At 40.2% G+C, this 15,469-nt stretch carries 13 protein-coding genes; 9 read left to right on the top strand and 4 right to left on the bottom strand.

The annotated features are described in order from the left end of the window. Positions 1-146: 146 nt before the first annotated feature. Positions 147-770, bottom strand: a complete 624-nt coding sequence (locus GSF04_RS03990; protein WP_211856744.1) for an NAD(P)H-dependent oxidoreductase — start codon at positions 768-770, stop codon at positions 147-149. 3 nt (positions 771-773) lie between these two features. Further along, the gene (locus GSF04_RS03995) at positions 774-1,298 is read right to left on the bottom strand and encodes a MarR family transcriptional regulator (protein ID WP_099029833.1); all 525 of its coding nucleotides are present in this window, start codon (positions 1,296-1,298) and stop codon (positions 774-776) included. A 323-nt stretch (positions 1,299-1,621) separates the two neighbouring features. Here GSF04_RS03995 and GSF04_RS04000 point away from each other — a divergent pair, with 323 nt between their 5' ends. The 8 genes from GSF04_RS04000 to katG all read left to right on the top strand — a co-directional run bounded on the left by GSF04_RS04000 (position 1,622) and on the right by katG (position 12,487). Further along, on the top strand, positions 1,622-2,395 hold the full coding sequence (locus GSF04_RS04000) for a DNA alkylation repair protein (protein WP_099029832.1): 774 nt from the start codon (positions 1,622-1,624) through the stop codon (positions 2,393-2,395). Positions 2,396-2,422: 27 nt separating this feature from the next. Next, positions 2,423-3,316 (top strand): hypothetical protein, encoded by an 894-nt coding sequence (locus GSF04_RS04005; RefSeq protein WP_039496296.1) that lies wholly within the window; start codon positions 2,423-2,425, stop codon positions 3,314-3,316. Positions 3,317-3,318: 2 nt separating this feature from the next. Continuing rightward, positions 3,319-4,179, top strand: coding sequence for a class I SAM-dependent methyltransferase (locus GSF04_RS04010; RefSeq protein WP_211856745.1), 861 nt, complete (start codon positions 3,319-3,321; stop codon positions 4,177-4,179). A 1-nt stretch (position 4,180) separates the two neighbouring features. Next, positions 4,181-5,809, top strand: a complete 1,629-nt coding sequence (locus GSF04_RS04015; RefSeq protein ID WP_211856746.1) for an FAD-dependent oxidoreductase — start codon at positions 4,181-4,183, stop codon at positions 5,807-5,809. A 30-nt stretch (positions 5,810-5,839) separates the two neighbouring features. Further along, positions 5,840-7,615 carry a tryptophan 7-halogenase gene (locus GSF04_RS04020; protein ID WP_017218738.1) on the top strand — a complete coding sequence of 592 codons (1,776 nt, stop codon included), beginning with the start codon at positions 5,840-5,842 and terminating at the stop codon, positions 7,613-7,615. Positions 7,616-7,619: 4 nt separating this feature from the next. Next, a complete protein-coding gene (locus GSF04_RS04025; protein ID WP_211856747.1) occupies positions 7,620-9,089 on the top strand; it encodes an amidase in 1,470 nt (489 codons plus the stop codon). 71 nt (positions 9,090-9,160) lie between these two features. After that, entirely contained in the window at positions 9,161-9,934 is a 774-nt protein-coding gene (locus tag GSF04_RS04030; protein WP_211856748.1) for a class I SAM-dependent methyltransferase, read from the top strand. A 330-nt stretch (positions 9,935-10,264) separates the two neighbouring features. Then, a complete protein-coding gene (gene katG, locus GSF04_RS04035; protein WP_211856749.1) occupies positions 10,265-12,487 on the top strand; it encodes a catalase/peroxidase HPI in 2,223 nt (740 codons plus the stop codon). Between the two features lie 290 nt (positions 12,488-12,777). Here katG and GSF04_RS04040 read toward each other — a convergent pair whose 3' ends face one another. Beyond that, entirely contained in the window at positions 12,778-13,890 is a 1,113-nt protein-coding gene (locus GSF04_RS04040; RefSeq protein ID WP_211856750.1) for a VarG family subclass B1-like metallo-beta-lactamase, read from the bottom strand. 111 nt (positions 13,891-14,001) lie between these two features. On the opposite strand from GSF04_RS04040, the gene GSF04_RS04045 reads away from it, so the two are divergent. Then, positions 14,002-14,934 (top strand): LysR family transcriptional regulator, encoded by a 933-nt coding sequence (locus tag GSF04_RS04045; RefSeq protein ID WP_211856752.1) that lies wholly within the window; start codon positions 14,002-14,004, stop codon positions 14,932-14,934. Positions 14,935-15,012: 78 nt separating this feature from the next. On the opposite strand, the gene GSF04_RS04050 is transcribed toward GSF04_RS04045, so the two are convergent. Then, positions 15,013-15,468, bottom strand: a complete 456-nt coding sequence (locus tag GSF04_RS04050) for a hypothetical protein (protein ID WP_211856754.1) — start codon at positions 15,466-15,468, stop codon at positions 15,013-15,015. Position 15,469 lies beyond the last annotated feature (1 nt).

The raw sequence follows: 15,469 nt of genomic DNA on the forward strand, positions 1-15,469 counted from the left end.
GTGATAAAGTTATCGATATTGTCAGAATAAACTGACCTATATCGATAACTTCCAATATTAATTTAGAACAGTTTCATAGCCTAGTTATTAGAGAGTAAGCAGTGAATAGATTTAAATAATTTTTCTCTAGTCAAAACTCATCCATATTACCAAGAGACCGACAACGCCTCCAAAGCATCATGTGCTTCGTTTATCGCCTCATTTCTCATTTCTTCGCTTGCCCATTGATTAACTGCTGATACTGCATGAAAATCCGTGAGTCCCATGAACCCAAATACAGAACGAATATAAGGTGTACAGAAATCATAGGCTTCCATTGGCGTACCTGACTCATAGCTACCAGCACTTGAGGTAATTAATACCAGTTTTTTATCCGCTGATAGTTTTGGTTTAAAGCCCTCTACTGGGTCAATTGTGAAAGTACGCTCGTTTCGTACGATATTGTCAATGTAGCACTTTAAAGTCCATGGGACGGAAAAATTATACATAGGTGCTGAAATAACAACTCTGTCCGCACTTACAATTTCTTCAATAAGCGCATCTGATTGAGCCAACACATCCCAATCATGTGAACTTTTATCCAAATCTGGAGTTGTATTTGATTGAGTCCATTGCAGATCAGGCCCTTTAACCGGATGGTCTCCCAAGTCCCTAGAAACGACCACACTTTCAGGGAATCGAGTTTGCAACTTCGCAATAAACTCATTTGCAAGCTTATTAGTAAGTGACTGTTCGCTTCGAACACTTGAAGAAATATAAAGAATCTTCATCTATCATTCCTTTTTTGATATATTTTCAATATTACTGTTGAGTTCAACACTAATTTTTTTTGCCAAAGTAAAAAACTGACTAAGCTCGTCTTTATTTACTCCATCAAGTAAATTTACGATCCAGTCTTTATGAGAAAAAGCTATTGATTCAACAAAACTAATTCCCTCTTTTGTTAGCGTGGTATAAACCTGCCTATTATCACTTTCAGAGCGAACTTTTGTTATTAACCCATCTCTCTCCAAACGTTTACATAAGCTTGTCGCCGTAGCAGAGGAAATATCTAGTAGCTTTGAAAAATCACTGACCTGTAAAGATTTTTTTTCTTTGTATAATTTTAAAAGTATTACAAGTCTATTCTCCTGCATATCGTATTTACCTAATTCTTTCTGGCAACTTAAATTAATTAAGTTTGCCATCGATAAAATAATAAAAACGGACTGCATATTTATAATGTCAGTCTTTCGACCTTCTAATGAGAGGAGTAGCTTATATTTTTCAGAAAAGCTGAACTCTTTATTTTCAGACATAAATCACCTCAATTTTTTAACTTTACACAACACGAAGCATCACAAAGAGAATAAATTTTTAACAAACCACCCATTCTACCATGAGTCGAGTCGATTCAAGCCTTGAAACAGCTAAAATATCGGCGGATAACCAACACTAAAGCATAAATCAACTTAAGAGATGAGGCGCCTCCGAAAACACAACATCAAATAAAACAAAAATTCACACAAAGAAACATTTTTTGTTTTTTATTTACATTGAGTTGATAATTTGATTTACTGTAGCACCAAATAGTTAGATGTCAAGTTATTAGATGGCTAAACAGTTATAGGTTATATGAAAAATGAATACGGCAACAAGGGAAAAAGGGGCTAGCCGAAAAGGACAACTAACCCAATTAGAATTAGATAAATTAAATCATGGGATTACGGAATCTAAGACATTAGTCGAATGCTTGGAGGTTGATTTTGCAGAGTTAGCAACATCTTTGCGTCTGTTCACTTCCGATGACCTTATTTCTATATCTGAATCGAGAAACTTAGGGATCACGAAAAGAATGTCAGCCATGGGAGTGTTGTTAAATTCAAAACTGTCTCCGCAAGATAAATTAGCGCTACAGAAACATCCTTCCGACTCAGTTCGAGGGTGGGTTGCCTACGCTATTGGCTGTGATAACAACCTTAATCTAGAACAAAAAATAGGCTCACTTATACCATTGATTGATGACCATCACTTTGGTGTTCGTGAATGGTCTTGGCTTGCTGTTAGGGCGGATATAGCTTCCGATATTACAGCAGCAATTAGCGTACTGGAACCATTAACATATTCCGACTCACCTAGAATTAGGCGATTTGCATCAGAGAGTATTAGGCCCCGCGGTGTATGGTGTAAACATATACCTGAATTAAAGAAAGCTCCTGAATTAGCAGAAGTAATTCTAAATAACCTTAAGTCTGACCAAGACAAATATGTCATAGACTCTGTTGCTAACTGGTTAAATGACTGTGCAAAAGATAATCCAAATTGGGTTTTAAATATATGTAATAAGTGGCAGAAAAGTGAGACACCTATCTCTCATAGATTACTAGAAAAAGCTACACGCTCTATCAAAATCTAAATATTTTTATACCAAAGGAAGTATCACATGGACACGTTGAAATATAAAAAGCTGTCTTTAGAAAACTTAATACCAACTTCAGTTTATCGTTCTTTAGCATTTAAAAAAATATGTAAATCAATAAAAGAAAACAATGGTGTCATATATAAGCTTGCAAATAGTTATGACGAAAGAAAGCAAGCGATAAACTTAATTGATTACATGTATAAAGAGAGAGGCATTATACCTAAGAACCAGCCTATGCCTGAGCTTACAGCCTTCAATCTTAGTTCAAGTTCGACTGTATTTATCGCAAAGAAAGGCGATGAAGTTGTTGGTACTTTATCTCTAATAGAGGACTCATACATTGGATTACCAATGGAGAGCATTCACCAACAAGAGATATTGTCGATTCGTCAAGCTGAAAGGAGAGTTGCAGAAGTAGGTGCATTGGCAGTTAAAAAAGGATTTGGCGTTTCATTGATGCTGTATAACATTATGTTTCGCTGGGCTAAGCGCTCTCGATATATTGATAACCTCGCGATATCTGTTCACCCAAGCAGTCTAAGATTTTTCAGAGATGTGTTGTTATTCAGTCAGCTAGGAAAAATAAAAAATCATCCTAAATATAATAATGCTCTAGCGGTAGCTCTAACTCTCGATGTACCTAATGCAATCCAGAAATTTAAAGAAATATATAATCGCTCAGGTTTTATGATAAATAGCAACACAAATCTTTATGAATTTTTTTGTGAGAAAAAGTTTGACAACGTTTTCATTCCTGAAAGCTCTCCATTTGAGCCTGAGTTTCAAAAAATACCACAATGGAGTAAAGAGGATACTGAACTCGCACTAAGTGAGTTTCAAATTAATTTTGAAAACATGTCGAAAATAAAAGATTTTTATTTTGAAAGTTTTAAATCATTGAATAGGAATGGATAACAATGGACATTGGGCTTATTAAAACAGCATATAGAGAGCTACTTGGACACTCAGACTTTGTTCGAGAGGCTGAACCTGAATTAATTATGGATAATATACCGGCTGTGGAAGCTTACACTGAAGGTGGCAAAGATTCAGGAACTCTGTCTGGCACTTATTTATATCACTTATCCAAAACATGCTCTTTACTATCCCCTAATGATAGAGTGCTAGATTTAGGGTGTGGTTCAGGTATTTTGCTAAGCATGATTGCGCAGTTAAATCCGCAATGTCAATTTTTAGGTGTTGATTTATCACTCCCGATGCTTGAAAAAGCAAAGAAGATAGCTAATGATAAAGGGATTTTTAACATTAGTTTTCGTGAGGAGGATATTTGCCAATTGAGCACTATTAAAGATAATAGTATTGATGTTTTATGTTCTTCAATGGCATTACACCACCTTCCCGACTTACATCATTTAAATGAAACTTTCAAACAAATATCTAGAGTATTAAAACCTGGTGGATTCCTATACATAAATGATTTCGGAAAATTAAAAAAAGAAAAATCTATAGATTATTTTGTATCCCGCTCTGGCTTGGAACAAAATTCTATACTGGCAAAAGATTACTATTACTCACTTAAAGCAGCATTTTCAATAGAAGAGTTCAAAAAAGTTGTAAGTGATAACCTAAGTAGTGATTTTAAAGTATTTTCCACACCAATCAGTCCAGTATCTGTAGTTATTACAAACGGGAAAAAAAAGAAAAATAATAGCTTAGATAATTCAATATCTAAAATGTATCAGCGTTTACCAAAGGATAGAAAGTCGGATTTTAATCAGCTTAAATTATTCCTACGTATTTCAGGGTTAAATTTTTAAAATGAACGACTTTACAAACTCAACAGATCTGCTCGAGACGTTATTCGATGAGCTATCAGACTCTGTCGAAGCTCACTTTGGTAACAACATCGATCAGCTCTCTATAGCAGACACAATTAAGAGAGCGAGCTCGATACAAGGAGTTGTTTACCCACTTAACGTTGAGGTAATTAAAGATATAGTCAAGATAGCTAACACTTATAATCTCGTACTACATCCTGTGAGTACAGGAAAAAACTGGGGATATGGTTGTGCCATCCCTCCAACGGAATGCGATGGCCGAATCAGTATTATAGTTAATTTATCCAAGTTAAACGAAATTGTTTATTTCGACGCCGAACTAGGACTTATAGAACTTCAGCCAGGAGTTACTCAAGGTCAATTGTATAAATTTCTCCAAGATAGAAACGCTGACTTTTTAGTTCCTGTTACAGGGGCTGGACCTGATTGCAGTATACTTGGTAACGCACTTGAAAAAGGTTATGGAATAACACCGATTTCAGACCATTTTCAGTCCATAATCTCAATAAATGCAGTGTTGCCGAATGGAGAAGAATATAAATCTCCCATGTCGGAAATTTTGGAGGAAAAGGGATATCGTGCCGCATATAAATGGGGAATTGGCCCATATTCAGACGGCCTATTTTGCCAAAGTAATTATGGAATAGTCACTAGTGCCACAATCACTCTAGCCCGCAGAACACCTGAGGTAATGTCATTTTACTTTTGGCTGCCTGAGTCAGAAAGCCTCGAAAGCATTGTAAATTCAGTTAGAAATATTTTGTCAATTCCCAGCTTAGGAGTTGGTGGGATTAACATTATTAATTCAACTCGCACAATCACGATGAATTCTACACTAGCATCTTTAAGAAATAATAGAAATACCAACCCACTAGATCCAAATGAGATAGAAAAATATGCATCGGTACACAATATCAAATCTTGGTTTGGGTTTGGTGCCATATACGGAACTAAAGACAGTGTAAAGTCAGCAAAAAAATTCATTAAAAAACAGCTGTCCCCTAGTACTGTAAAAATTCTCTTTATCAATAAAGCAAAACTCAGTTTTCTGCAGTCAGCCGTAAGCTACTTGCCTAAGGTTTGCTCAGAAAACGTAACTACACTCCTTGAAAAAATGGGTAAAGGCCTATCAATGATGGCTGGAAAGCCAGACGAAGTAGCCCTCCCCTTAGCATATTGGAGAGCAAGAAATCCTCCACCCGATGAAAACCTCAACCCTGCGAGAGATAAGTGTGGACTGCTTTGGTATGCACCAATAGTATCTATGTCAGGGAAGGATTGTGATCGTTACGTCAAGATGGTTACAGATATATGTAACGTTTATGGCTTTGATGCTCCAATCACTTTAACGAGCATCTCACCTTTTGCTTTTGATAGCACGCTTCCAATACTCTTTTCAGCGAGCAGCACAACCGAAAGTGAGCAAGCGATAGCTTGCTATAAAGCTTTGTATGAGGCCGGTTTACGCAATGGATTTGTACCGTATCGAATTGGCTCTGGGCAAGTACAACTATTTAATGAACGACAGCTAAGTGCACATAAGCTAACTAGAGACATAAAATCTAGTATCGACCCAAATCACATTATCTCTCCAGGTAGATACGTTTAGCTTTCGTTAGATCGTAATTAAGGAAAAACAATGAAAAGCGACTTAATCATAATGGGTTCCGGTATTGCAGGTAACCTAGCTGCTATGTACTTCAGAAAGAAATTCCCTGATATAAATGTAACATTAGTAGGTAAGCAAAAGTCACGTTCTCCTTTGGTTGGGGAATCCACTGTAGAAGTGACCGTCCAATTTTTAAATGCGATTGGATTAAGTACTCTGCTAGAAGAAAAACATTATCATAAATATGGTTTGTCTTATTACTTTAAACAATCTTACGACAAAAAGTGTAACAAATATGTTGTACATGAAGCCCCCGGAATAAACCGACTCCCGTCTTTTAATCTAAATCGCAACGTATTCGATCAAGATATTAGAGATATCAATGCGACATTAGGAATACGTAGAATAGATCAAGATGTACAGGAGGTTATTTTATCTGATAATAATGACCATAAACATCAAGTTGTTCTCAAAGGGCAAAACGGAGAGACCACCCACATTGACGCTGACTGGGTTATTGATGCGAGTGGAAGACGAAGACTACTAGCCAAACAATTGCAACTGCATAAAGCCCCTGCTTATCAACGCAGCTCTTTTTGGTTCAGGATGAATTCGTTTGACCGTACAAAACTGTTTGAAATGACGGATACTCGAGTTAACCACCACTGCTATGATCCATACTATGTTACCCATCATTTTTATGGCCAAGGATATTGGATTTGGATTATTCCTCTCAAAGCGAGTACAGGCAAAGATCACGTAAGTATAGGCATAACCTATCGGCCAGAGCTATTAGGACAAAAAAATGTTCAGTTAGAATCCTTACTAACTATTCTAGACAATGACCATCCCTCCATTTCAGCCATGATACGTTCGGGTAGCATAGATGATACATGTAGCTACAACAACTACATGTACGAAGCTGAGCAATATTACTCAAAAAGCGGCTGGTATTTACTTGGAGATGCCGCTTTCACTTTTGACCCAGCAAACAGTGCAGGTCTTGCTTATGTTGCACATGAAATCACTCAGATAGCATCTATGATTAGCAAGGATCGAAATCATGAACTTACACAGGATTATGTTGACGCAATGGAGCGTCATGTAAAAGCTCAATTAGCACTCCAAGATAGTTGGAGTAATTGGTATCTCATTATGAACGACCCTCTCAAAATGGCTTGGACACTTAAAGTCGCCAATATGGGCTATTTCCATGTCGTACTACCTAATTTCATCAACGGTAGTTACCTAGATGGCCGCTCTGCTAACCATTTTGCAAAACTGCTTCCCCGCTTTAGTAAAGAAAATGCTCCTAAATGCTACCCTTTTCCAGAGTTACTAGAGCTTATAACTGAACAAATAGATCCGTCTCAACCACTAGATCCTGAATTAATACCTAACCTCTATGAAAAAACAATAAATTTTAGATTATACAGGGCGACTAACGATAAAGATCGCGCTCGATTTGTTTCTCGATATTTCTTTAAACTAGCTCGACTTCGCCTATATGTGATGAAAAAAGTAAAATGGCAATTCAACATAAAGCATGGAGTAGTCATGACCAAGAGTCTTATTGCAATTGCCTCAGACCTCATAAAGTCTACTGTAATTTTCTGTATTCCCTCGTTTTATGTGAAGAAAGCGAAGGTAAACTCTTCACTTTCTTCTCCGTACACAAATATGGGTGATCATTTACGTTGCTTAACGCACGATAAAAAGCACACTCCCCCTCTGCAGTCGATGATGAAAAATGACGACCAACCGGCTCAGGTTGACTCAAGAGAAATATCAGAAATGGAAATGTAAACATATGTCTGATACACCTTACATATGCTGGAAACGAGGTGCATTTGTTATTGCCGAAGACATTTTGAATGGTAAGGTGACTTCATTCCAAGTCGTACAGGCCGCCATTCAAACATGTCTACGCAACAGTAAACTCAATGCAGTTGTCATTGAGCGTTTTGCTTTAGCTTTGAAAGAAGCGAAGGCAGCGGACTTGATGATCCAATCAGGTAAGGTTGTTGGACCTTTACATGGTGTGCCGTTTACAGTAAAGGAGAGTCTTGGCTTTGAAGGACTTCCTCATACAGTTGGATCAATGAAACGCATAGAAAAATACGCATCGAATGATGCCACTGTTGTCGCCCGTTTAAAAAAGGCTGGTGCTATTGTTATTGGCCTTTCAAACTGCTCAGAAATGGCGTTGTGGCCTGAATGTAGTAATCCAGTCTACGGAAAAACCTCTAACCCTTGGAATTTGAACTACACCTCTGGAGGCAGCAGTGGAGGTGATGCTGCCGCAGTTGGGGCTGGTATCGTACCTTTTGGCGTAGGAACCGATGGTGGTGGCTCAATAAGGATCCCTGCGGCTTTTTGCGGAGTCTATGGCCATAAACCGTCGGGAGGCCTAGTTCCATTAACAGGCCACCCTCCTCTTCATGATACTGGACTAGAAAATCAGGATGCTCAAAAAGTCGCAGCATTTTTTTGCGCAGGCCCAATAGCTAAAACAGCTAAAGACTTAATGCCGCTATTAAAGATCATGGCTGGCCCTGATGGCCTGGATAAGAACGTCAAACATTTACCCGCTTTTTCTAGCTGCGACATTAATATAACAGAAATTTCTGTATTTATGTGCTCATCACCTAAGGTTACCTTTGCAAGAGCTGTTGCCGCAAACGTGAGTGAGCCTATTGATGTATTGGGTCAAATGTTTGCTTCAATGGGGGCCAATGTACAATCATGGAACCACCATGCCATTAAAGATGCATTGATGATATGGATTGAAGCAGTACAGCACCTTTCCATTGCCGAACTTATATCAGATGGTCAAGGAATCCGTCCAATTCAGGAGTTAGTTAAATACATGCTTCATAAAAGCCAGTATTCACTTCCTGCTATTTTAGCAACACTAACTTATCAGTACTCACTCCCAATCCTCAAAAAGTGCGTCAGCCTTGATCCAAAAACACGACTAGGGTTACAAAAAGACATCGAAAATCAGCTTGGAGACAATGGTATATTGATTATGCCTGTATTTCCAAGCGCGGCGCCAAAACATGGCAAAATGCTCTTCCATCCCGCCGATTTCGCTTACGCAGGCTTATTCAATGCACTAGAATTACCAGCTACATCTGTACCTTTAGGTTTTGATGAGAACGGATTGCCAAAGTCAGCACAAATAATTGCAGCAAAAAACATGGACCATCTATGTATCGCTGCCGCCTGTTTGATTGAAGAAAAGTACAAAAGCAGTCTAACCAGATCGGCTGATTAGACTGCTTTGCTAGACTAACAGAGCCAACTTTTTTATTGTTAAAGAAAATCCACAAAAATAGGGAATTCAATATGGATTATGTCTCTCTCAATCGTGCGGCATGGGAAGAACGAGCCAAGGCACATTTTGACTCTGAGTTTTATGACGTCAATCGCTTTTTACAAGGTACCTCTTCGCTCAATCACATAGAATGTGAGCTACTTGGTAATGTATCAGGCAAGAGTCTGCTTCACCTACAATGTCACTTCGGCCTAGATAGCCTATCATTCGCAAGGTTGGGGGCTAAGGTAACTGGTGTCGACTTTTCAACAGAAGCCATTACGCGAGCAAATACATTGGCTCAACAAACTGGGCTTGATGCCAGTTTTATCTGTCAGGATATCACGCAATTTGGGCTTGAGAATACCACACAATTCGACATTGTCTTTGCATCCTATGGCACCATTTGCTGGTTACAAGATTTATCTCAGTGGGCTGCCACTATTGCCCGTGCATTAAAGCCCGGCGGTCAGTTTTGTTTTGTGGAGTTTCACCCAAGTATTGACCTTCATTTAGGTTACCCTTACTTCCCACAAACTCAGCCGGATATTAGCGAAGAATCAACCTATACCGAGAACCACCAAGATAGCAAACAAACCATTGCGACTTGGCCGCACTCAATCGCCGAAGTGATGCAGTCATTAATGCAAACAGGTCTTACAATTACCCACTTTGATGAGCACCCTTTTAGTCCATATAACTGCTTTGAAGGTTTAGAGGCGGTGTCTGGACACGGCTTTCAGTTATTGAATAAAGGGCATCAAGTGCCATTGCTATTTTCAATATTGGCGAATAAAGCGGAGTAGAACTCACTACTCCGCCATATATTTTTTCATCTCCAATACAATCACGAGACTTTTTTGCACAACCCTTACGCACCTAGTTAACTACCAAAATACAATATGGTCTTTCAAGCTTTCTGTTCTAAGCCGATTATTGCAAAAGACTAAATTAAAGTTTCAATTCAAAAATATTCTTGCTATAGAAGATAAACATAACACTTTGATAAATTAAATTTTTTATCGATTTATTTTTCCGAACATACCAATTTATTTTTCTGGATTTTCTCTTTCCAATTTGTGAACTAAAGTTTAACACGCAGTTTGAGACACACTTTAATTACGAGGGAACCTCCCATGAATAGAAAATCTAGAACGATGTTGTCTGCCGTCGCGCTCGCAGTAACAACAACGCTATCAGCCCCGAGCTTTGCAGCAATGAGTGAAGCAAAAACCAACCAATTTTGGTGGCCAGAACAACTAAACCTAAGCCCATTAAGACAACACAGCCCAGAATCCAATCCTTACGGCGCAAATTTTGATTATGCTGCTGAATTTAGCAAACTAGATCTTAAGCAAGTCAAAAAAGACATTGAGCAAACACTCACCGATTCACAAGACTGGTGGCCTGCCGACTGGGGTCATTATGGTCCCTTTATGATCCGTATGGCATGGCATAGCGCCGGGGTCTATCGTGTACACGATGGCCGTGGTGGCTCGGCAGGTGGCCAACAACGTTTTGATCCGTTAAACAGCTGGCCTGATAACGCAAACTTAGACAAAGCAAGACGATTATTATGGCCGATTAAACAAAAGTACGGTCGTAGCCTATCGTGGGCAGACTTAATGGTCTTAGCGGGCAACGTTGCGCTTGAGTCAATGGGCTTTAAGACCTTTGGTTTCGCCGGTGGCCGTCAAGACGATTGGGAACCAGATTTAGTTTATTGGGGTCCAGAAGATGCTTTCTTAAAAGACGAGCGTCGCGACAACAAGGGCAAACTAAAGGGCCCATTGGCAGCAGTTGAAATGGGACTTATTTATGTCAACCCTGAAGGTCCACACGGTAAACCAGATCCATTACTTGCCGCAAAAGATATTCGCATGTCATTTGGTCGCATGGCCATGAACGACGAAGAAGTGGTCGCACTTATCGCGGGTGGTCACACCTTTGGTAAAGCACATGGCGCGAAAAAGCCATCTGATTGTGTGGGTAAAGAACCAGCCGCTGCAGAGATTGAAGCACAAGGTCTAGGTTGGAAAAATAAATGCGGTTCGGGTAAAGGTGCAGACACCACAACAAGTGGTTTAGAAGGGGCTTGGACGGTCACACCAACTCAATGGTCAACCAATTATCTCGACAACCTAATGAATTTCAATTGGGTAATGACAAAAAGCCCAGCAGGCGCGACCCAATGGATCCCTGACAACAAAGCTGCGGCAAACCTAGTGCCAGACGCCCACATTGAAGGTAAACGCCACGCACCAATAATGTTCACCACGGATTTGGCATTAAAATTTGACCCTGAATATCGTAAGGTTATTGAACGCTTCCGCAAAGATCCAAAGCAATATGAGTTGGCGTTCGCGAAAGCTTGGTTCAAATTGACCCACCGTGATATGGGTCCAAGAGCCCGTTATGTGGGTTCAGAAGTACCAAGCGAAGTATTGACTTGGCAAGATCCAATTCCAAAAGCGGATTACAAGATGATTGATAATAAGGACATAAGCGCCCTGAAAAAATCAATCTTGAACTCAGGTCTAACAAAGCAAGAACTGATCAGAACGGCATGGTCTGCAGCATCTAGCCACCGTGTTACTGATATGCGTGGTGGTGCAAACGGTGGCCGTTTACGCCTCGAGCCTCAGGTAAGTTGGGAGGTAAACAACCCTGACGAAATAAACAAAGTACTAGCTACATTGACGGACATTCAAACCCGCTTTAATAAGCGCGCTGGTAAAAAAGCGGTCTCTATTGCCGACTTGATTGTGTTAGGTGGTTCTGCAGCAGTTGAAAAAGCCGCAAACGACGCAGGCTACAAAGTAAATGTAGCGTTTAAACCGGGCCGTACCGATGCCTCACAAGCACAAACGGACGTCTTATCATTTAGCTATCTTGAGCCAAAGGCAGACGCGTTCCGTAACTATTACAGTGATGAGGCATTTATGTCACCAACTGAAATGTTAGTAGACAAAGCCAATATGCTGGACTTATCTGTACCTGAAATGACAGTACTATTGGGCGGCCTACGTAGCTTAGACGCAAACTACAAAGGCGCAGAGCACGGTGTATTTACTGACAAACCAGGTCAGTTGAGCAACGACTTCTTTGTTAACCTGCTAGATATGTCGACTAAATGGTCAAAGGTAGAGGGGCAAGAAGGCTTATACGAAGGCCGTGACCGTAAAACTGGAGAGATAAAATGGACGGCAACACCGGTTGATTTAATCTTTGGCTCTAACTCTGAGCTTCGCGCAATTACCGAAGTCTATGCATCGGACGATGCCAAACAGAAGTTTGTAGACGATTTTATCGCCGCTTGGGTGAAGGTAATGCAACTAGACCGCTTTGACTTAAAATAAACCAATTAAGTAGAGCAAACGGGGCCTAATTTAGGCCCCGTTTTTTATTCGTGCTGCAAACCTACTAAGGTCAAAATATTGCCAATATGCGTTTTCGCACCACATGCTCGCAGTGTTTTCACCAGACAATTTGTGAATTAGCTTCAGGTACTCGAGACTCACGAGTAGACAAATATGGTTGATAATTTATCTGACTGGCCACGGGTAGTTGGCTTTATGCAACAGGTAGAGAGCCGATTATTCAATTTAGTTTATGCACAAAAAATCGGCGCTTAGCGCGCCGAGAGAACTTAATGATCAATCATATCAGCCAAAATGATGGCTGCGTGGGTTTCCACCACACCTGAATCAAAACCATACATGTGCCCATATTTGTTCGCTAGCTCGGAATGCACATTATTGATGATCTCTTCTTGCCAGCGTTTGAACCAAATGAAGTGGTTGCCGTCACTAAAAATTGGGGTGTAGGGCGCAACTTCTAATTGTTTACCGACTTCAGTTCTAACATCAGCAATGTATTCCAGCAGATCTTTTACGTCCTTTTTTGAGCCTATATTGCCATGACCGCCATTAATAAAGTTCCAGTGCTTACTGAGCGGTTTCCTCAGAAGATTTTGTAGATCCACTTCGTAACCATGGAAATCTTCCGCTCCCGCGAAATTGTAAAACGGCAGCTGATCAGGGTTAATCATGTCGGCGAAATGCAGCACGCGATCGCTTGGAATTAGAATCATCGTGTTATCCGGTGTGTGACCAGAACCTTCTGGTGCCATCATCTTCAGCCTTATGGAGCCAAATTTGACCGTTTTAGCTCTTTTCAAATCGTACACTTCATTTGGTGCAGGAACTTTAGGGGTTCTCACACCGTTTTCGTTCAATTCAGCGTGAAGGTTGATCTTGTCAGCAACGGTTTGGCTAGCGATAACACGGACATGACCCACCCTTGGGTAATTTTTCTTAATTAAGTCAATAAGTTGATTACCTCCACCTACATGATCTAGGTGATAATGAGAATACATAATAGCAGTGATCGGCTTATTGGTGATGGATTGAATACCTCGAAAAAGCGCATCAATACGACCATCACCAAGAGGGTCAATCAGCAACACCGAGTCTTTGGACACCACAACGGTAGCGTTGTAGTAATTTACTCCGATCCAGTAGGTATTTTTACCCAATTTTTGTACAGTGAATTTACTGTCATCAAACTGGCGTTCATAAAGGTTATTGATTTTTTGGCCGATTTTCAGCGAGTGCTTTGCTGATGGTTCAACTTCGATTTGAGCCGTTTCACCAGGGAATAAAATCGCGTGTTGGTTATTATGGTCATGGCCCAACGCACTGACATTAAAAGTAAACACTGCAGCAGCAATAGGGGTTAAAGCTAGGGTGGGTAGTTTCATTTTTCTCTCCTCAATAAGATGAAAAAAAGATAAAACAAAAACAAATATATCAAAAATGCATGTTTGTTATAGTATGTAGATCATTTACGCATAACTTTATACGGTGATGGCATGGGTGTACCTGAGTTGAATCTACGCAGTATTGACTTAAATTTGTTAACGATCTTAGAGAAGGTGTTGATCCACAAGCATATTAGTCAAGCCGCTCAAGCATTAAACATGAGCCAGCCAGCAGTGAGTCGAGCCCTGATGCGCTTGCGTAAGCAATTTGCTGATCCATTGTTGGTAAAGGTGAAAAATGAGTATCGTTTAACTGCAAAAGGTGAGCGCCTTCGTAGCGAACTGGAGCTATCACTCACAACTATTCGTCATATGTTGGTGGATGATGAGTTTGACCCCCTGCAATACTCAGGCGTGTTCACTATAGGGGCGCTGGATTTCGAAATGATGATGATTGTGCCGAAATTGTTGGCGCGTTTTCAACAGCGTGCTCCAAATTTGAAATTACAAATTGTGTCTTACAACTCGTTTATACCGCTTCATGACTACTTGGAAAAGGTGGCGGATTTATTACTGTACTCCACAGATGAGACACCCACCAACGTATTTAAACAGCGTTTATTTAATGATAATTATGCCATAGTAATGTGTTGTCAGCATAAATGGGCTCATCAGCCTATGACGTTAGCGCGCTATTGCCAGAGCCGACATCTAATCGTTTCTGGTAATGGCTTGTGCAAAACGGATATGGATCATGAACTGAAAAGGTTGAATGCTCAGCGGGAAGTAGTGGCATCTTTACCCCATTTTTCGATGGTGCCGGAGTTATTGATTAACACGGATCTGATTGCCACTTTACCAAAGCGGCTGGTCACTCATTTAAGTAGACGTTATGACATCACGGTAGCCGATTTACCGTTCCACACTGCCGATTTTCAAGTTGAACAATTTTGGCATCTCATTCATCATAACAGTCCAATCCACCAATGGGTGAGGCAGGAAATAAAAAGCTTGGTGGATGAAGAGATCGGTGAAACGGTGTGAGGCGACTCGATTGAATCGCCTCTTCACTCGCTCTCTCAACTGAGCATTATCTTTATCGATAGCTCTGTAATTAAACAGCTAAACTGCGCCTCGCGCAGCTAGACACCCTGAGTTATTTTTAGGCAATGCTACAAAGCAAAGCCGAGATACGAACTTATCCGTCACCACATCGCGTTGTGCTTTTTCGCTACTGTTATATAGATGCAATTGATTATCTTCAACGAAATAAAATCCCAATTGGTTTAATCGTGCCGCCCACCGAAACCCCGATGCTAAATCACACTTTATATAAACACTTAACTCTCGATATTGCATTTGCTGATCACCGCCCCACAGCAACTGATAAGGTACATTTGCGCGCTGTAAAGCCCCTTGCCAAAATCGTGATAAGCGCTGATTTTTATCTTCACAGAGTACCTTTCCATGTGGATTCCACAGACTTAAGATAGCGCCCCGTGTAAAAAAGCGGATTGGCTGTATTGGTTGAAAATATACTTGTAAATAAAGCTGCCACAGGTTTGGTTCAATTTTCATG

The sequence above is a fragment of the Pseudoalteromonas sp. A22 genome (genome assembly GCF_018141345.1).
Taxonomy (GTDB): domain Bacteria; phylum Pseudomonadota; class Gammaproteobacteria; order Enterobacterales; family Alteromonadaceae; genus Pseudoalteromonas; species Pseudoalteromonas maricaloris.